This is a genomic window from Silvimonas iriomotensis (assembly GCF_014645535.1).
In the GTDB taxonomy this organism is placed as follows: domain Bacteria; phylum Pseudomonadota; class Gammaproteobacteria; order Burkholderiales; family Chitinibacteraceae; genus Silvimonas; species Silvimonas iriomotensis.
The window spans coordinates 215,367-231,929 of sequence record NZ_BMLX01000001.1; the positions used below are offsets into that span (position 1 = coordinate 215,367).

At 60.1% G+C, this 16,563-nt stretch carries 21 protein-coding genes; 13 read left to right on the forward strand and 8 right to left on the reverse strand.

What is annotated here, in order from left to right; all coding sequences use genetic code 11:
* Positions 1-25: 25 nt before the first annotated feature.
* The gene (locus IEX57_RS00945) at positions 26-688 is read left to right on the forward strand and encodes a hypothetical protein (RefSeq protein ID WP_188701388.1); all 663 of its coding nucleotides are present in this window, start codon (positions 26-28) and stop codon (positions 686-688) included.
* 68 nt (positions 689-756) lie between these two features.
* Here the strand turns inward: IEX57_RS00945 and IEX57_RS00950 are convergent, their stop codons facing one another.
* Positions 757-1,173: a DUF4279 domain-containing protein gene (locus IEX57_RS00950; protein WP_188701390.1), complete on the reverse strand. Its 417-nt coding sequence runs from the start codon at positions 1,171-1,173 to the stop codon at positions 757-759.
* A 60-nt stretch (positions 1,174-1,233) separates the two neighbouring features.
* Complete coding sequence (locus IEX57_RS00955) at positions 1,234-1,710, reverse strand: hypothetical protein (RefSeq protein ID WP_188701392.1); 477 nt, start codon at positions 1,708-1,710, stop codon at positions 1,234-1,236.
* A gap of 173 nt (positions 1,711-1,883) precedes the next feature.
* Between IEX57_RS00955 and IEX57_RS00960 the strand changes: the two genes are divergently transcribed.
* The gene (locus IEX57_RS00960) at positions 1,884-2,231 is read left to right on the forward strand and encodes a hypothetical protein (protein WP_188701394.1); all 348 of its coding nucleotides are present in this window, start codon (positions 1,884-1,886) and stop codon (positions 2,229-2,231) included.
* A 47-nt stretch (positions 2,232-2,278) separates the two neighbouring features.
* On the opposite strand, the gene IEX57_RS00965 is transcribed toward IEX57_RS00960, so the two are convergent.
* Both IEX57_RS00965 and IEX57_RS00970 read right to left on the reverse strand, forming a co-directional pair.
* Complete coding sequence (locus IEX57_RS00965; RefSeq protein ID WP_188701396.1) at positions 2,279-2,656, reverse strand: glyoxalase superfamily protein; 378 nt, start codon at positions 2,654-2,656, stop codon at positions 2,279-2,281.
* A gap of 126 nt (positions 2,657-2,782) precedes the next feature.
* On the reverse strand, positions 2,783-3,238 hold the full coding sequence (locus IEX57_RS00970; protein WP_188701398.1) for a GNAT family N-acetyltransferase: 456 nt from the start codon (positions 3,236-3,238) through the stop codon (positions 2,783-2,785).
* Positions 3,239-3,380: 142 nt separating this feature from the next.
* Between IEX57_RS00970 and IEX57_RS00975 the strand changes: the two genes are divergently transcribed.
* Entirely contained in the window at positions 3,381-3,566 is a 186-nt protein-coding gene (locus IEX57_RS00975) for a hypothetical protein (RefSeq protein WP_188701400.1), read from the forward strand.
* Positions 3,567-3,580: 14 nt separating this feature from the next.
* Here IEX57_RS00975 and IEX57_RS00980 read toward each other — a convergent pair whose 3' ends face one another.
* Positions 3,581-4,513 (reverse strand): aldose 1-epimerase, encoded by a 933-nt coding sequence (locus IEX57_RS00980; RefSeq protein WP_188701402.1) that lies wholly within the window; start codon positions 4,511-4,513, stop codon positions 3,581-3,583.
* A gap of 210 nt (positions 4,514-4,723) precedes the next feature.
* Between IEX57_RS00980 and IEX57_RS00985 the strand changes: the two genes are divergently transcribed.
* From IEX57_RS00985 to IEX57_RS01020, 8 genes are all read left to right on the forward strand, one after another.
* Positions 4,724-5,809: a LacI family DNA-binding transcriptional regulator gene (locus IEX57_RS00985; RefSeq protein WP_229708561.1), complete on the forward strand. Its 1,086-nt coding sequence runs from the start codon at positions 4,724-4,726 to the stop codon at positions 5,807-5,809.
* A gap of 91 nt (positions 5,810-5,900) precedes the next feature.
* Positions 5,901-6,878: an ABC transporter substrate-binding protein gene (locus IEX57_RS00990; protein ID WP_188701405.1), complete on the forward strand. Its 978-nt coding sequence runs from the start codon at positions 5,901-5,903 to the stop codon at positions 6,876-6,878.
* Between the two features lie 317 nt (positions 6,879-7,195).
* Entirely contained in the window at positions 7,196-8,746 is a 1,551-nt protein-coding gene (locus IEX57_RS00995) for a sugar ABC transporter ATP-binding protein (protein ID WP_188701407.1), read from the forward strand.
* Positions 8,743-9,711, forward strand: a complete 969-nt coding sequence (locus IEX57_RS01000) for an ABC transporter permease (protein ID WP_188701409.1) — start codon at positions 8,743-8,745, stop codon at positions 9,709-9,711. The genes IEX57_RS00995 and IEX57_RS01000 overlap by 4 nt, the downstream gene beginning before the upstream one ends.
* Before the next feature lie 7 nt (positions 9,712-9,718).
* Entirely contained in the window at positions 9,719-10,747 is a 1,029-nt protein-coding gene (locus IEX57_RS01005; protein WP_188701411.1) for an ABC transporter permease, read from the forward strand.
* Positions 10,748-10,921: 174 nt separating this feature from the next.
* Positions 10,922-11,452, forward strand: a complete 531-nt coding sequence (locus IEX57_RS01010) for a GNAT family N-acetyltransferase (protein WP_229708564.1) — start codon at positions 10,922-10,924, stop codon at positions 11,450-11,452.
* Positions 11,443-11,772, forward strand: coding sequence for a DHCW motif cupin fold protein (locus IEX57_RS01015; RefSeq protein WP_188701413.1), 330 nt, complete (start codon positions 11,443-11,445; stop codon positions 11,770-11,772). Before IEX57_RS01010 ends, IEX57_RS01015 begins: the two co-directional genes overlap by 10 nt.
* Before the next feature lie 12 nt (positions 11,773-11,784).
* Positions 11,785-12,300, forward strand: coding sequence for a cupin domain-containing protein (locus IEX57_RS01020; RefSeq protein WP_188701415.1), 516 nt, complete (start codon positions 11,785-11,787; stop codon positions 12,298-12,300).
* Between the two features lie 75 nt (positions 12,301-12,375).
* Here IEX57_RS01020 and IEX57_RS01025 read toward each other — a convergent pair whose 3' ends face one another.
* From IEX57_RS01025 to IEX57_RS01035, 3 genes are all read right to left on the reverse strand, one after another.
* Positions 12,376-13,554 carry an MFS transporter gene (locus IEX57_RS01025; protein ID WP_188701417.1) on the reverse strand — a complete coding sequence of 393 codons (1,179 nt, stop codon included), beginning with the start codon at positions 13,552-13,554 and terminating at the stop codon, positions 12,376-12,378.
* Positions 13,555-13,651: 97 nt separating this feature from the next.
* Complete coding sequence (locus IEX57_RS01030) at positions 13,652-14,473, reverse strand: DeoR/GlpR family DNA-binding transcription regulator (RefSeq protein WP_188701420.1); 822 nt, start codon at positions 14,471-14,473, stop codon at positions 13,652-13,654.
* A gap of 74 nt (positions 14,474-14,547) precedes the next feature.
* Positions 14,548-14,841: a hypothetical protein gene (locus tag IEX57_RS01035; protein ID WP_188701422.1), complete on the reverse strand. Its 294-nt coding sequence runs from the start codon at positions 14,839-14,841 to the stop codon at positions 14,548-14,550.
* A gap of 34 nt (positions 14,842-14,875) precedes the next feature.
* Here IEX57_RS01035 and IEX57_RS01040 point away from each other — a divergent pair, with 34 nt between their 5' ends.
* Complete coding sequence (locus IEX57_RS01040; protein WP_188701424.1) at positions 14,876-15,790, forward strand: ATP-binding protein; 915 nt, start codon at positions 14,876-14,878, stop codon at positions 15,788-15,790.
* A complete protein-coding gene (locus tag IEX57_RS01045) occupies positions 15,765-16,481 on the forward strand; it encodes a response regulator (RefSeq protein ID WP_188701426.1) in 717 nt (238 codons plus the stop codon). The genes IEX57_RS01040 and IEX57_RS01045 overlap by 26 nt, the downstream gene beginning before the upstream one ends.
* Positions 16,482-16,563: the final 82 nt, after the last annotated feature.

Consider the following 16,563-nt stretch of genomic DNA (forward strand, 5'->3'; position numbering starts at 1 on the left):
GATCGCTTTACCTGAAAGAACCCTCATGCGCCGTATTGTCCTGTCTTGTCTGGCCAGCCTGTTGTGCAGTGCCCCCGGTTTTGCCGCCCCCGTCGCGCCCACCGTCGGCGCGCCCTTTGCCGTTACTGGCGAGCGCGTGACCACGCAGATCCCCAAAGGCTGGAAACTGGCCTGGATGCAGGGCGACCCCGCCGGCGGCTTCATGGCCGAATACCTGCCGGAAGGTGAGGACATCAACCACTGGCGCGGCGAATACCTGGCCATCGCGCGGTTTCCGTACCCCTCTGCGACCGTACTCAAGCAGATGACCGAGAAAAAAGTGCATATCTCTGAAGTGGCGCTAAGCCAGTTCATGAGCGCCACACAAGCCGGCTGCAGCGGCAAGCGCGAAGAAATGCCGCACGGCCTGAACCAGATTGATGGCTTGCTGTTTGCCGTCAGCGGCGGCTTTTGCGACAAACTCGAACCCGCCGCACCGTTTGGCGAAGGCCAGTTTGTCGCCTTTATCGAAGGCAAGGATTTCTTGCACAAAGTGCAATACTCCTGGCGGCCTGGCAGCGCGTTTGAAGCCAGCGCCAACAAACCCATGCGCCTGCCCAAACCGAAAACCGTCCAGTACCTGGAAGCCATCAAGGCCAGCCGGCTGTGTGATGGCAGCTTCAAGGCGTGTAGCGGGAATTTCCTGTAAACCAAAACGCTTAGGCATGCGTGAGTAGACCGGCAATGTGTAATCACAAAATCACGAGGCATGGCTGCTTACTCTCGGGTTTCCCCGTAAACATCCAGTGCCAGATCAATCTGCAGCTTTGCTAATTTGGTGAGGAGTACGCTGGAGAATATTTCGCCGGTGTTGCCGGTTGAATACCAGCCAATAAAAAATTCAGTCCGACCGCCTTGTTCGCGAATCCGGGTGAAAAGTGCTTCATGCTGGATCAGCGTGTTCAGCACTCGATCCAGGGTTTCTGCCAGGTCTTCGTTCCCGGCGCGGGGAATGTCAAAGCAGCTATAAGCACGTTCGTAGATACCGGGGAGCAGTTGCCCTTTTGGCGTCACTCTCGGAAATCCCTTCCGGTGTACATATTGGGGTTGAAGGCCAAGATGCGAGGCAAGCTCAGCATGGGCCTGCTCGAAATCAAAAAACCGAAGGGAAATTACAAATTCAAAGTCGTGCAAGTTGCTCTCTTCGCTAGTTAGCGTTCAATGGCTGGGCCGCATTGTGCTAAGGAGTTGTCATTAACAATAAGGCCAGCCTCGGTAGAGCTTTCTGCAGGCATTCCCGATTGCTAGCGGGTTCTTGATCTCCTTCGCAGGCTTACCAAGGATTTTTGCCGCAGCTTCCCGGTTGGTGTCGTTTGGCACGAGCAAAACCCGCAAGTCCTTCGGGTCGATCACGCCGAAGTTATCCATGTCGTGACAACCTGAGCCACTGCAATAGGCCTGGAAGACGATCAATGGTCGCCCCTCCGTACTGATCTGGCATTCGGCACCAATGAAGTCTATGTTCCCGTCATAGCGCAGGGTTGTAGATTTGCCTTCTTTTGCGACGCTAAGTACAGCGATGACTGGGTGATCCCGTTGCTCTGGCGATGCGCCTTTTTCAAATTCAATTTTTGCATTGGCGCCTCCACAAACAAGTAAGTTGCCCGCCATCGCGGGCAGGTTGGCGCTTACGCAAAAGAGCAGGGGCAATATGCGTGACAAGACGGGCATTTTCTTTCTTCCGGCTAGAGCAAGCTGGTTGTTTGCGTTGCTGCGGTGCCAGTTTAGCGGTCTGACAACATACCCGCTTCACACCGGATAGACAGCAGATACACGTACAACACTTGGTGTTGGCGCGCCGGTGACCCATTATCAAACTACGCACGACAATGGGGCCAACCAGAGTGGACGACGCAGAAATCCGCGCAGTAGACCGCTTGCAACGGCAGATCGACAAACTGCGGGTGCAGATGGAGCTGATGCACCTGAGCTTTGATGCGCTGATCGATACCTTGCCGGATGAAGAAATCCACGAGGAATTCAAAAAGCGCGCGATCAGCCGTATCCGTCTGCGGCTTGATGGCTTGCGACGCCATGGCACCGAGGCCGAGAACCTGCTCAATACGTCTGGCCTGAATCTGGACGAACAAACGCTGGACGGGCTGCGCCGCGCGGTGGCGCTCAAGCGTGCGCTGGAAACCGAACTGGACCGCCTCTGGGCCGCGCGCGAATACGAGACGGATCGCAAATAGCCCGGCGGGATCGGGCGGGCTATTTGTACATCCGGCTGCGTCCTGGCTTAGCGGTTCTCCCCCACATCAATCCGGTTTCCATCAGGATCGGCAAACACAAAGCAGCGCATGCCAAAGTCGGCATCGCGCAGGGCCTTGATCACACGGACGTTGTGCTGCTGCAGGTGTTGATACAGCGCAGCGGCATCATGGACCAGCAAATGCGCGACATTGCGTGGCACTGCCTTGTGCTGTTTGTCCAGGGTCAGATGCAGCTCGGCGTTGTCTTTTTTCAGGATGACAAAGCCCACTGGATTGCCGTTTTCAAAGGCCTTGGTAAACCCCAGAACCTGGGTATAGAAAGCGATGGCCCGATCCATATCGGCAACAGGCAAGGTAGGGGCGATACGCCCGAAGTGGACGGGGTGGGGGATAGCGGATGTCATGGGACGCTCCTGGCAGGCAAGAGAACCGGCAAGTCGGGGCGGTGCCCGGCCAGCGGTTGGGCTTGCTGGTGAGCGGAGCGGTGTCCGCAGGTCAGCGCTGATTATAGCGTTGAAGCGATGTCTGTCTCAAAACGGGTGTTCATCATCAGCGAAGGTGGGCCGGGTCATCAGCACATAGTCGCCGTCGGCAGACTGGCCCTGGCTGGTGGTCACGAAACCGTGCGTGGCATAAAAGCGCCGGACGCGGCCGTTCTGGACCAGACATTTGAGCTGCCAGGGGCGTTCTGTCCAACCCGGCAAAGCGGCCAGCAGCGCCGAGCCGATGCCCTGACCATGAAAATCTGAGCGCACGTACAGCATGTGAATGAAATGCGTAGGTGCCCAGATCGATACAAAACCGGCAATGCGGCCCTGATCATCCTGCGCCAGCCAGATCTGTTCGCCCTCGGCATGTTGGGCAAAGTCCGTTCGCTGGAAGTCGGCGGGGTTCTGCCAGACAAAGTGCTGTTGCCGGCTTTGCAGGTAAATCCAGGCCAGGGTGTCGGTATCGGCGGGAGTCGCGGGGCGGATGGTCCAGATCATGGCGTAGCCGGGTGGGGCGATCCGGTTATTCTACCGGCTACGCCACGCCTGGCGCGTGTATCTGTAGCGGCCTCTGGCCAGGCTGCTACCATGAAATGTCTGGCGGGAAGAAAGTCCGCCACCTGGCCAAGGTGATCTATCAATGCCCCGCTTGCAAAGCGCACAACCAGAAACTGCCGCAACCCGTCCTGAAAAACGCCCGGCTCCGGCCAGCCAGGATCACTATCTTGGCAGCGTGTCTGAGTTGCTGGTCGCCGGCGTAGTCACCATGCTGCTGGAACGTTATTACCAGTGGAAAAGCCGCCGTTCTGCAGCGGAAAAGCACTGAGTCATACTGGCGCATTACAGCCAGTGCGGTTCCAGCACAAAGCGCACCGAGAGTGTCTCGCCCGGTTGTAACCAGGTGCCACCCACCTTGCCGGGGTGCTGCTCAGCCAGGTTCAGCCAGTCAGTGCAATTGCTGACTGGCTCCATGCAAAAGTGATCCAGCCCTGGCGGCACATACAGCACGAAGAAATCCAGCGGGGCATCTGCGTGCAGCGTCAGGCGCGCGTCTTGCTGCGGCCAGGTCACGCTGGCGCTGCGGCTCCAGCCGGTGAAGTTGTTATCCAGCACCACGTGATCAATCAATTGTCCCTGGCGTAGCGCATCGAGCAGCGCGGGGTGTTCCAGTTGCGTCGGCATGATTTCGGCATCGGCCGCCCACATGGCTTCCACATCGGTTTTCACCACGGTATCGGCGCTGCGCAGAAAGTAGGGGTGATGCCCCAGCCCGGCCGGCATGGGAGAGGTGTCGGTGTTGGTGAGCGTCATGCGCACGGTCAGACCCTGGCGGGTCAGTTCAAACCGCTGGCTGGCGTGAAACGACCATGGCCAGTCGCCACGCGGGTATTCCAGCGTCAGCGTGGCGGCATCGACGGCGACGGTCGCCACCTGCCACGGCAGGCGCCAGCCATGGCCATGCAGCGTGTGCGGCGAGTCGCTCATATTGGCCGCCATGTGCAGCGCCCGCTCGCCCGCCGGGGCCCGGCCGTTACGGATGCGGTTGCAAAACGGCAGTAGCGGGAAACTGCCCATCAGCAAAGGGTTGGCTTCATCCAGACTTTGCACTTTGCCTGGCCGCAACCAGTGGATTTCCTCATCGTGCCGTACCGAAAAATAACGGTAGATGCTGCCGCCCACGGCCGGGGCAAGCAGCAATGTTTGTTCAGCGCACGATAGCCGGATCAGGGCTGGGGCGATCGTCGCGATGTCGGATGAAGCTGTCAGCGGCATGAGCAGAGTCCACTTGATATGTTTGGGCCATTTCGGGGCGTTCCTGATGTAGATTCTATCAATGTTTTTATAAATTATTACTAATAATATTGGTTGTATGTGGTACGCATATCAGCAATAGAGCGGAAAAAACCGGGGTAATCGCATATCATTGCGTGAGAAAACAGCGCGCCGGCGCTGATGTATGCCGGTTCATACCAGGATTGCCCAATGGCCAGCCCAACCCGAAAAACAGAAAAACTGCCGCAACGGCGCCCGACCATGACCGACATCGCCAAGCTGGCGGGGGTGTCGCAATCCACGGTGTCGCTGGTGCTCAACAACAATGTCGGCAGTGCCAAGCTCTCTGAAAAAACCCGCGCCAAAGTCCTGAAAATTGCGTCTGAACTGGGTTACCGCCTGACGCATCGCACCACCGCAGCGCCCCAGCGCGGGCGCAACATGATTGGCTATATCGTTGATTCCATTTCAACAAGTCCGCACCCGGTGGTCAGTGTGGATGGCGCGCGTGATGCGGCGTGGGAGCACGATTGCGTTCTGTCGGTCTTTGCCACGCGCGGTGACCCGGAAGTGGAAGAAGCCACCATCAATGCCTTGCTGGCCAACCCCACGCTGGTCGGCGTGGTGTACTCCACCATCTTTACCCGCAAGGTCGAAGTGCCCGAGGCGCTGGCGCGGGTGCCGACCGTGTTGCTCAATTGCTACACGGATGAACGCAACTTCAGCCACGTTGAGCCCGGCGAGGTCGGCGGCGGTCATAACGCCACGGAATACCTGATCAACGCCGGCCATACGCGCATTGGCTTTATCAATGGCGAACCGTGGATGGATGCGGCCAAAGACCGTTTCAAGGGTTACCGGCAGGCGCTGGCCACGGCCGATCTGCCGTTTGATCCGCGCCTGGTGCGTGATGGCGACTGGATGAGTGGCACCGGCTTTGAACAAACGTTGTCCTTGATGGCCGAGCCACGCCCGCCCACGGCCATTTTCTGCGCTAACGACCTGATGGCGCTGGGTGCTCTGGAAGCCTTGAAACAACTGGGTTTGAAGGCGCCAGACGATGTAGCGATCATGGGTTATGACGATCAGGAAATCGCCCGGCATACCCATCCACCGCTCACCACCGTGTTGTTGCCCAACTATGAAATGGGCCGCTGGGCCGTGGATACGCTGATTGCCGAGGCCGCATCGCCGGAAGACGCGGCCACGCAAGGGGCGCAGCGCAAGCGCCATATCAAGATGGAATGCCCGCTTGTGGTGCGGGAATCTGTGGTGTGCTCGCAATCTGATCAATAATATTTGACAAATATTATTAATGAACCAAGAATCACCTCGTAGTCCAAAAACAAGAAGTACATTTTGCGAATGACGTTCCCCGAGGAGGTTCATGATGCGAGTACGATCTGCTGGTCTGGCCGTTCTGGTTGCCAGTTTTGCCCTGGCTACGGCCAGCGCCATGGCTGACGGTGTGCCCAAGCTGCCCCAGAAATCCAGCTACAAAGTCGGTTTTGCCCAAACCGAAAGCAACAATCCCTGGCGTATCGCCGAAACCCAAAGCCTGAAAGACATTGCCGGCAAGTGTGGCTGGACGCTGGTTTATACCGACGCCGCCGGCTCTGCCTCCAAGCAGGTCGCCGACGTGCAAAGCATGATTGCGCAAAAGGTAGACCTGATTGTGCTGGCCCCGCGTGAAGAAAAACCGCTGGTGCCGGCAGTCATGGCCGCCAAGAAAGCCGGTATTCCGGTCATCGCCATTGACCGCGATCTGGACCAGAGCGTTGCCAAGCCGGGCCGCGACTATGTCACCTTCATTGGTTCTGACTTTGTTGATCAAGGCCACCGCGCAGCCGAATGGCTGATCAAGGCCACCGGCGGCAAGGGCAAGATCATTGAACTGGAAGGCACCACCGGTTCTTCCCCGGCCAACAACCGCAAGAAGGGTTTTGACGACACCGTCAAAAAGCAGCCTGGCATGCAGATCATTGCCAGCCAGGATGGTGACTTCGCCCGCGACAAGGGCCGTCAGGTGATGGAATCGCTGCTGCAAGCGCACCCGGATGTGACCGCCGTGTACGCCCACAACGATGAAATGGCCATGGGCGCGATCGCCGCGCTGGAAGCCGCCGGCAAGAAGCCGGGCAAGGATGTGATCGTGGTGTCGATTGACGGCACCAAGGACGCTCTGCAGGCCATTATTGATGGCAAGCTGGGTGCCACGGTGCAATCGAGCCCGTTCTTCGGCCCGATCTCTTGCAAGACGGCGCAAGAGTACGCCGCCGGCAAGAAGATTCCGGCCTGGGTGAAGGTCAGCGACATGTTCTTTGACAAGAGCAATGCCAAGGAAAATCTGGCCAACGCGTTCTAAGGCACCTTTGATCGGTCGGCCGGGGCTGCGGCCCCGGCAAGACGGACTGGCACGTGCCCGATGTCGGGTCGGGTAACGGCACAGGCCGGTTCTGTCTTCCTCTCTCAGGCCGGCTTGCCGGCCATTTTTTTACCTGATGGCTGGCCGGCTGAGCGAAAAATCCATAGCGGATAGCAAAGCAGTCCTGCCGGACCATAATCAATCAGAACAACAGCACAACCTGCACGCCATGTGTAGTGCCCCTGTCTGGCGCTACACCGGATCGACACGCCGTTACGGCGGCATGCAGCCAGCAAGGCTGGAGGATTCAGTAAACCATGACGCAGACGAACTCGGCGCCATTGCTGCAGATGCGCGACATCAGCAAGGCGTTTTCCGGTGTGCCTGCATTAAGGCAGGCACGGCTGTCCATTGCACCGGGTGAAGTCCATGCGCTGATCGGTCAGAACGGCGCGGGCAAATCCACCCTGATCAAGATTCTGACGGGCGCCTACAAGCGGGATGCGGGTGAAATCCTGTTTGCCGGCGAGCCCGTGAACTTCACCACGCCGCTGCAGGCGCAGAAGGGCGGTATCAGCACCATTTACCAGGAACTGAACCTGATCCCGCTCAGAAGCGTGGCAGAGAACATTTTCCTGGGGCGTGAGCCGCGCAAATTCGGTTTGATCGACTGGCCGCGCATTCATGCCGATGCCGCCGCCTTGCTGGATAAACTGGGGATCGTGGCCGATGTGCGTTTGCCTTTGAACCAGTGCAACACGGCCACGCAACAGATGGTGGCCATTGCGCGGGCGGTATCGCTGCACGCAAAGCTGGTCATCATGGACGAGCCGACGTCCTCGCTTGATGAGCAGGAAGTGGAAACCCTGTTCCGGGTCATCCGCCAGCTCAAGGCCGATGGCGTGTCGGTGATTTTTGTCAGTCACCGGCTGGATGAACTGTACGCCGTGTGTGATCGCGTCACGGTCATGCGTGACGGCCAGACCGTCGCTGAAAAAACCATGGACGAGATGGACAAGCTGCAACTGGTGACCACCATGCTGGGCCGCGAACTGGCCAGTACCGTGGCACAAGCGGCTTCTGAAGACATCAAGCCGGATGAAACCCGCACGCCCACGGTACAGATCAAGTCGCTGAAAAGCGGTGTCCGTGTCAATGACGCCAGCATGGCCGTATACCCGGGCGAGATCGTCGGGCTGGCCGGTTTGCTGGGGGCGGGCCGTACCGAACTTGCGCGCTGCCTGTTTGGCGCAGACCGGGTGGATCACGGCGACATCTTGCTCAAGGGCAAGAAAATGGCGTGGCAATCACCGGCGGACGCCATTGCGCACGGCGTGGCCTATCTGTCGGAAGACCGCAAGATCGAAGGCATCATCCCCGATATGTCGGTGGAAGAGAACCTGACGCTGGTGCTGTTGCCGCGCCTCGTGAAACTGGGCGTGGTGGACCGCAAACAGCAGCAGGCCATTGTGCAGCGCTTTATCGAGCGCCTGCAGATCAAGACGGCCGGCCCCAAGCAGAAGATCCGCGAGTTGTCGGGCGGCAATCAGCAAAAGGTGCTGCTGGCGCGCTGGCTGTGCGCAAAGATCGACTTCCTGATGCTGGATGAACCCACGCGCGGGATCGACGTTGGCGCCAAGGCCGAAATCCTGACCTTGATCCGCGAGCTGGCTGATGACGGCCTGGGCGTGCTGATGATCGCCTCTGAACTGGAAGAACTGACGGCCTACGCCCAGCGCGTGGTGGTGCTGCGGGATGGCTACACCGTGCGCGAGTTGTCGGGCAGCCAGATCAATGAAGACAACATCATGGCGGCCATGGCCAATGCCAGCGCCAAAGACAACCCCGCAGCGGAGAGCACACCATGACCGCGCTTGCCTTGCGGCTCGGCCAGAGCCGTCGATTGATACCCTCTGGCGCCTTGCTGGGGCTGGTGTTGCTGTTGTTGTTCAACCTGGCCTTCACGCAGAACTTTTTGTCGCTGCAAACCTTCAACATCAACCTCACCCAGGTATCAACCATCGTCATTGTGGCGGTGGGTATGACCATGGTGATCGCCACGGGTGGCATTGATTTGTCCGTGGGCTCGTTGATGGCGATCTCCGGCGCGCTGGCGCCGCTGATCTTTGGTGCGCACAGCGGGCTGTTTGCCGTGCCGGTGCTGGGCATGGCCTGCGCCATTGTGTTGCCGATCCTGGCCGCGTCGGCCGGCGGCGCGCTCAATGGCACGCTGGTCACGCGGTTTCGCATCCAGCCCATTGTGGCCACGCTGATCCTGTTCATTGCCGGGCGTGGCATTGCGCAGGTGCTCACCAACGGCAACCTGCAAACCTTCAGCAACGACACCTTTCACTGGCTGGGGCTGGGCAAAGTGCTGGGCATTCCGGCGCAGGTGATCATCATGCTGATCATTGTGGCGATTGCCGCCTGGGTCATGCGCGCCACGCTGTTTGGCCGTTACATCCTGGCCACGGGCGGGAACGAGCGCGCCGCGCGCCTGGCAGGTGTGCCGGTGGCCCGGGTCAAGATGGCCGTGTATGTCATCTGTGGCGCGTTGTCTGGCCTGGCGGGCTTGCTGGTGATTGCCATCAATTCCTCGGCCGATGCCAATCTGATCGGCATGGGGATCGAGCTGGATGCCATTGCCGCAGTGGCGGTTGGCGGCACGCTGCTGACCGGTGGCCGCGCCCGCATTGCCGGTACGCTGATCGGGGCGCTGATCATCCAGCTGGTGCGCTACACCTTGCTGGCTCACGGAGTGCCCGATGCCGCGGCACTGGTCGTCAAGGCTGCCATCATCCTGGCCGCCGTTTACCTGCAAAAGCGGGAGTAACCAAGTGATGTCGAAATCCTTGCAAGTGGCTGCCGGTGAGGCGCTGGGCGCGCTCTCTGGCCCGCCGCAATCTGCGCAGCGCAAAAAGCTGCATTTTCTGCGTACCCAGGGCGTGCTGGTCGCACTGATTCTGTTGTTGATCTTTGGCGCCTGCCGCTATGACAACTTCCTGGGCGCATACAACGTGCTCACGCTCCTGCGTTACAACACCATGTTCGGGCTGATTGCCGTGGGCATGGCGTTTGTGATCATGACCGGCGGGATTGACCTGTCGGTGGGCACTACGGCCGCGCTCGCCAGCGTGATCTCTGCCACGCTCAGCCCGCATGGCATCTGGCTGGGTCTGGCCGGTGGCGTCGGGGCAGGGCTGGTCATCGGCCTGGTCAACGGGCTGGCGATTACCCGTCTGAAAATCCTGCCGTTCATTGTCACGCTGTGCACCTTCCTGGCTGCCCACGGGCTGGCGCTGCTGTTTGCCGGCAACCAGTCAGTGTCGGTGTCCTGGGATAGCGGCTTTACCGACTTTGGCCAGGGGGATTTTCTGGGCTTTCCCATTCCGGCCTGGATTGGTGGTCTGGCGTTTATTGGTGGGTCGATTGCGCTGAACTTTAGCGGCTTTGGCCGCACCGTGCTGGCCATTGGCGGCAACGAAGAAGCTGCCCGCCTGATGGGCTTGCCGGTCGAACGCGTCAAGTTCTTTGTCTACGTGCTGAGCGGTGCACTGGCGGGCGTGGCAGGCGTGATCCTGGCCTCGCAGTTTGGCGCGGGTCAGCCCAATGAAGGCAACGGCTGGGAGTTGTTTGCCATCGCCGCTGTGGTGGTGGGCGGCACGCGGCTGACCGGCGGTGAGGGCTCCATCGGCGCCACGCTGTCTGGCGTGCTGCTGCTGGGGCTGATTTTCAACATCCTCAACTTTGAAAACGGCAAGGGCGTGATCAGCCTGTCGGCGTACTGGCAGTCGGTCATCCGCGGCGTGTTCTTGCTGATTGTGGTGATCCTGCAGGCGCGGCTGGCGCGCAAGGAAAAAGAGTTGTAGTCAGAGTTGTAGTCACCAGACGCAGGGTGGATGAGCGCGCCGCAAGGGCGCTGGCCATCGTCGAGGCCAGTTGCTTGATGGGGCCGCGCCACCCTGCGCAAGTTTTGCACACGCATCTCATAGCCGCGGCGAACACGCTAGAATCACCGTGTCCCCCATGTGGAACCGGCCATCTTGTCTGCAACTCCCCTGATTTCTACCGAACGGCTCACCCTGCGCTGGCTCACGCTGGCCGATGCGCCGTTTATTTTTGACCTGCTGACCAATCCGTCCTGGTTGCAATACATCGGCGATAAAGGCTTTAAAGGCGTCGAAGATGCACGCAACTACATCGAAACCGGCCCGATTGCCATGTACCAGCGTTGTGGTCACGGTTTATATCTGGTCGAACGCAAAACAGATGGCGCGCCGCTGGGGCTGTGCGGCCTGATCAAGCGCGACGGGCTGGACGACGTGGATATTGGCTACGGCTTCATGCCGCAATACTGGGCGCAAGGCTACGCGCTGGAATCCTCGCTGGCGGTGCTCGATTACGGCTACCAGACGCTGCACCTGCCGCGCATTGTGGCCATCACCTCGGACGACAACCCGGCCTCCATGCGCTTGCTGGAAAAACTGGGCCTGCGCCACACCGCCAACGTGCGGCTGGCGGCCATCGACGAAGACATGCTCCTTTACACCCCGGCGGACGGCATATGCATCTGAACAACATCCCCTTTGGCACCACCGACTGGTCTGCCATCGCCCCCACCGAACACGCCGGCGAGCGCGGCAAAGCCCTCTGGCGCACGCAGCACTTTGGCGATATCCGCGTGCGCATGGTCGAGTACACGCCCGGTTACCTGGCTGATCACTGGTGCGTCAAAGGCCACATTCTGCTGTGCCTGGAAGGCGAATTGCACACTGAACTGGACGATGGCCGCGTGTTTACGCTCAAACCCGGTGTGAGCTATCAGGTAGCGGATAACGCGGAACCGCATCGTTCATATACGGATGTGGGCGCGAAGCTGTTTATTGTGGACTGAGGCCAGAACACCATGACCCGACCTGATTTCATCAAACACTGGCAGGAAATCCAGCAGCCCGCTGAGGGCGCGTCGTATCCGGATAGCCAGGAGATCTTTACGCTGTCGTCTTCTTTTGGCCGTGTATTCGGGCTGGAACGCATTGGGATTCACCATGAGGTGCTGCCACCCGGTCGGCGCACCTGTTGGCCGCATGCCGAGAAGACCGAAGAAGAATTCGTGTACGTGATCGAAGGCACGCCGGATGTCTGGATTGATGGCGAGTTGCACCGGCTGCAAGCCGGAGATGGCGTGGGTTTCAAGCCGGGAACAGGCATGACGCATGTGTTCATCAACAACAGCGCAACACCTGTGCGTTTGTTGACGGTGGGGGAGCACAAGCGGCCCGACAACCAGGTGCATTACCCGCTGAACCCGGCGCACAACGCAAAGATTGGCGCTGCGCACTGGGCGGATGCGCCGACTGAACTCAAGGGTGATCACGATGGTTTGCCGGATCAACTGCGTGAGTCGAACGGGCCATTTTGATTGGCAGAAAACATGAAAAAAGCGGACCAGCGGTCCGCTTTTTGATTGGTCACATCTATGTAGATCAATGCACGATCACGCCGCTTTCGCTGGTGTTGGCTTCACAATCCATGCATTGAACGCCACCACGGCCATCAACACACCAGTGCAACCCAAAGCGATCGGCAGCGAGGTGGCGCGGGACAGGAAACCAATCGCCGCCGGGCCGGCCAGGATGCCGCTATAACCGCACATGGTCACCAGCGGCATGGCGGTGCTGGCCGGTACGCCAGGAATACGCGCCGAGGCGCTGAACAGCACCGGGACCACGTTCGATGCGCCCATGCCCACCAGCACAAAGCCGCACAGACTCAGCCAGACCCACGGTGCCAGCACGATCACGCCCAGGCCCATGGCGGCCAGCAAGCCGCCGATAAATACGATCTTCTGCGGGCCCAGATGATGGTTGATCCAGTCGCCGGTCAGGCGGCCACCGGTCATGGCCAGAGAGAATGCGGCGTAACCCAGGCCGGCGCCGGCTTCGTCCATGCCGCGTTCAAAGCGCAGGAACACCGCGCCCCAGTCCAGCATGGCGCCTTCAGTCAGAAAGCCGAAGAAACACAGCATGCCCAACAGCCAGATAATGCCGTGCGGCATGCGGAAACGCTGCTGTTCTGCGTGTTCCGGTTCGGTCTGGGCGTGCGGCAGAAAGTGGCGCGATTGCTGGATGGTGACCACGGTAAAAGCAATGCCCACCAGCACGGCGATCCACGTCATCGACAGGCCCACCTTCAGCAGCGCCGCAACCCCCACGCCGCCCAGCAAACCGCCCAGCGAGAACAAGCCGTGGAACGAGGACATCAGCGGCTTGCCAGCCTGCAGTTCAACAAACACGGCCTGGTTGTTCATGGCAACGTCGACCATGCCCAGCAGCGCGCCAAACAGAAAGAGGGCGGCCGCCAGCATGAACGGGTCTGGCGCAATGGCCAGCAGCGGCACAGAGACCACCATGGCTGCGCCGCTGACCAGCAGCACCTTGCCGCTGCCGTAGCGTTTCATCAGCCAGCCGGTGGCGGGCATGGCCAGCATGGCGCCACAGCCCAGGGCCAGCAAGACGCTACCCAGGGCGGCGTCGTTCAGGTTCAGTCGCAACTTGGCAAACGGCACCATGGCCGCCCAGGTGGCGTTGGCAATGCCCGTCAGCAAAAACAGCAAGCGCGTGGCGGTGCAGGAAGGTTTCCAGTCAAGAGCGCTGGCGGTGTCTTTCGGTTTCATGCGATATCCAGTGCGGTGGGTGCGGGCCCGGTTTCAAGCGGCTTCAATGCCGCTTTTGTTGGTAAAAACAATGAAATTGCTTGCATCTGACATATTCTTATTCGGCGCGAAGCACGTTGATTCCTGCATCAGCCAAACTTGTTCCTGCTTCAGCCAGGCGATGCAGAATCTGCGTGTCGGCATCATGTTCGATCACCAGATGCGTGACCTCTGACAACGGCGCAATGCCAAACGGCGCGCCGGTGCCCAGCTTTTCGTTGGTGGCAACGGCGACAATGGCGCCGCTGCTGGCCACCAGCTGGCGCTTGAAGGCGACGTCTTCCATATGCCCGCCCCCAAGGCCGGATTCGGCGCTGATGGCGCAGATCCCCAGAAAGCACAAATCCGGCCGCATTTGCTGTACTTCCAGCACGGCACTGCCGCCCAGCGTGCCCCCGGTCTGGTGATCAAGCGTGCCGCCAATCATGATCACGCGCAGGTCTTCGCGCCCGACCAGTGCTGCCGCGATGGCGGGCGAGTTGGTGGCCACGGTTATGCCAATGTCTTCAGGCAACAGGCGGGCGATGGCCAGGTTGGTGCTGCCGGCATCCAGAAACACAAACTGGCCGCCCTGGATCAGCCGCACGGCGCTGCGGGCCAGCCGCTCCTTGCGGGCCAGGTTTTCCGTATTGCGTTCGGCAATGGGTTTGCCGGTGGCCGACATGGCAATGGCGCCGCCATACACGCGCTGACACTCGCCGGCGGCGGCCATTTCGCGCAGGTCACGGCGGATGGAATCTTCTGAAACTGCAAATTCCGTGGCCAGTTCTGCGGCCAGAACCCGGCCGTCCCGCTGTAAGCGTTCACGGATAATCTGGTGTCGGTCTACCGGCAAAGCGGTGCCTGACTTAAAACGTTCACGGCGCAAATCCACGCTCATGGCACACTTCCCTGTTTGATTACCAGGCCAATCTGGTTTTACTAATCGTGCATCAACAAGGATAAATGTGCAAATTATTTTGCCTGTTTCATGCAGATTGTGCGGACGTTTTTGCCCGTTTTTGCCTGTTTTGCAGGAGTGGTGCAAGAAAAGATGACATGTGCAAACATGTAAAAAGCATCAGCACTGACACGCAAGGCCGTGTTTTGTAACCCGGTGGCGGTAAATTTGTACCCCTTTGTGTCAAATGCGCTGCCGACAATCAGCGCTACATTTGCGCGATTGTCAGCTTTCACCCGCATTGCATAATGCGCCCCGCCCGGGCAGCCGCCCGCGCACATGTCCTTGGCCAAAAATTCAAACAACATGCATGCACAAATCAGATCAGGCTTGAGATCAGGGTTGGGGCGCAGGTTTGCGCTGGTCGCGCTTGGCACATTCAATGCCGCGTTATTGCTGGTGTTGTGGGCGCAGGCCGACCGCTACGGCGTGCGTCTGGTGGTAGAACTGGTCGTGCTGGCAGAACTGGTGCTGGCGATGTGTTTTTTCCAGGCACGGCGCCAGCGCGGGGCAGAGACCGCCAGCCTGGTTCCGCTTGCGGCACCGGCCGCAGACGCTGGCCCGCTGGCCGATCTGGCCCACGAACTGCGCTCACCGTTGACGGTGCTGGCCGGGGAGATCGAGGCCATGCAGATCGGCTTGCGCCAGCCAGACGCCCAGACCCTGGACGCCATGGCAGGGGAGGTCCAGCGGCTGTCGCGCCTGCTGCAAGACCTGGATCGCCTGCTGGGCCATACCCGCCCGGCTGACAGCGTGCCGATACAGATCATTGATGTGGGCGGCTTGATTGAACAATTGCTGCAGCGGCATCGGCTGTCGCTGCAACGCGCCGGGCTGACGGTGACACTTACCCGCAAGCCCGCGCCCAGCGTGGCCGGAGACGTACTGCGGCTGGAGCAGCTTTTCACCAACCTGCTGCAAAACAGCCTGCGTTATACCGACCCGCCCGGCCAGATTGTGATCCGGGTTGAAGGCACGTATGACGGCGCGGTGGAAGTGACCTGGGAAGATAGCTCGCCCGGGGTGCCAGGTCAGGATTTACCCCGTTTGACCGAACGGTTTTACCGCGTACCGGGCCATGGTGTGCGCCACCCGCATGCCAGCGGGCTGGGTCTTGCCATTGCCCGCGCCATTGCTGAAGCCCACAGCGCCACGCTGCACGCCCGCCATAGTCAGCTGGGCGGTTTGTGCTGGGTGTTGCGGGTAGAAGCCGCTGAAGAGGAAATGACCCATGAAGCCAGTGGTATTGCTGGTTGAAGACGAAGCCCGCGTGGCCAGTCTGTTGTTCGATTATCTGCGCAACGATGGTTTTGAGCCGGTCTGGCAGCAGACCGGCAGCGATGCGTTGAACTGGCTGGCCAATAACGAGGCCGCGCTGGTGTTGCTTGATCTGGGCCTGCCCGATATCCCGGGCATGGAAATCTGCCGGCGCGTGCGCCAGAGTTCCGGCTTGCCGATCATCATGCTGACCGGCCGCGATACCGAGATGGATCGCGTGCTGGGGCTGGAACTGGGCGCGGACGATTACGTATGCAAGCCGTTCAGCCTGCGTGAGGTGGCGGCGCGCGTGCGTACCGTGTTGCGGCGCGGCCTGCCGGTCCCGGCGGTGCGCGACGCGCTGACGCTGGATGATGAATCCGGCCGCGCGCAGATTGGCGGTCGTGATATCCAGCTGACGGTGGTGGAGTTCCAGTTGCTGCGCCTGATGGCCGCACGGCCGGGGCGCTTGTTTTCCCGCGCGCAGTTGATCGATGGCATGTACGCCGATGGCCGCGTGGTGACCGAACGCACGGTGGATAGCCATATCCGCAAAATCCGCCAGAAACTCGCCCTTGCTGCGCCCGGCCAGGAGTTCATCCAGTCTGCCTATGGCGCAGGCTACCGTTTTGAAGCCGCGCCACGCCGTGGCGGTGCGCTGGTGCCGGCCGCTCAGGCCTGCCTCGCCTGATCTGACGGGTTTGCCATTCGCCCGATCCGGGCGCGACTTTCACATTGTTTGCACATTTGCTGCGCAATTGCTTTGCACACTT

Coding starts and splice junctions, on each gene's coding strand:
- IEX57_RS00945 (WP_188701388.1), top strand. CDS start 26: ATGCGCCGTATTGTCCTGTCTTGTCTGGCCAGCCTGTTGTGCAGTGCC.
- IEX57_RS00975 (WP_188701400.1), top strand. CDS start 3,381: ATGCCCCGCTTGCAAAGCGCACAACCAGAAACTGCCGCAACCCGTCCT.
- IEX57_RS01000 (WP_188701409.1), top strand. CDS start 8,743: ATGACCGCGCTTGCCTTGCGGCTCGGCCAGAGCCGTCGATTGATACCC.
- IEX57_RS01035 (WP_188701422.1), bottom strand. CDS start 14,841: ATGTTGTTTGAATTTTTGGCCAAGGACATGTGCGCGGGCGGCTGCCCG.
- IEX57_RS00980 (WP_188701402.1), bottom strand. CDS start 4,513: ATGCCGCTGACAGCTTCATCCGACATCGCGACGATCGCCCCAGCCCTG.
- IEX57_RS00955 (WP_188701392.1), bottom strand. CDS start 1,710: ATGCCCGTCTTGTCACGCATATTGCCCCTGCTCTTTTGCGTAAGCGCC.
- IEX57_RS01025 (WP_188701417.1), bottom strand. CDS start 13,554: ATGAAACCGAAAGACACCGCCAGCGCTCTTGACTGGAAACCTTCCTGC.
- IEX57_RS00990 (WP_188701405.1), top strand. CDS start 5,901: ATGATGCGAGTACGATCTGCTGGTCTGGCCGTTCTGGTTGCCAGTTTT.
- IEX57_RS00965 (WP_188701396.1), bottom strand. CDS start 2,656: ATGACATCCGCTATCCCCCACCCCGTCCACTTCGGGCGTATCGCCCCT.
- IEX57_RS01045 (WP_188701426.1), top strand. CDS start 15,765: ATGAAGCCAGTGGTATTGCTGGTTGAAGACGAAGCCCGCGTGGCCAGT.
- IEX57_RS00985 (WP_229708561.1), top strand. CDS start 4,724: ATGGCCAGCCCAACCCGAAAAACAGAAAAACTGCCGCAACGGCGCCCG.
- IEX57_RS01020 (WP_188701415.1), top strand. CDS start 11,785: ATGACCCGACCTGATTTCATCAAACACTGGCAGGAAATCCAGCAGCCC.
- IEX57_RS01015 (WP_188701413.1), top strand. CDS start 11,443: ATGCATCTGAACAACATCCCCTTTGGCACCACCGACTGGTCTGCCATC.
- IEX57_RS01030 (WP_188701420.1), bottom strand. CDS start 14,473: ATGAGCGTGGATTTGCGCCGTGAACGTTTTAAGTCAGGCACCGCTTTG.
- IEX57_RS01005 (WP_188701411.1), top strand. CDS start 9,719: ATGTCGAAATCCTTGCAAGTGGCTGCCGGTGAGGCGCTGGGCGCGCTC.
- IEX57_RS00970 (WP_188701398.1), bottom strand. CDS start 3,238: ATGATCTGGACCATCCGCCCCGCGACTCCCGCCGATACCGACACCCTG.
- IEX57_RS00995 (WP_188701407.1), top strand. CDS start 7,196: ATGACGCAGACGAACTCGGCGCCATTGCTGCAGATGCGCGACATCAGC.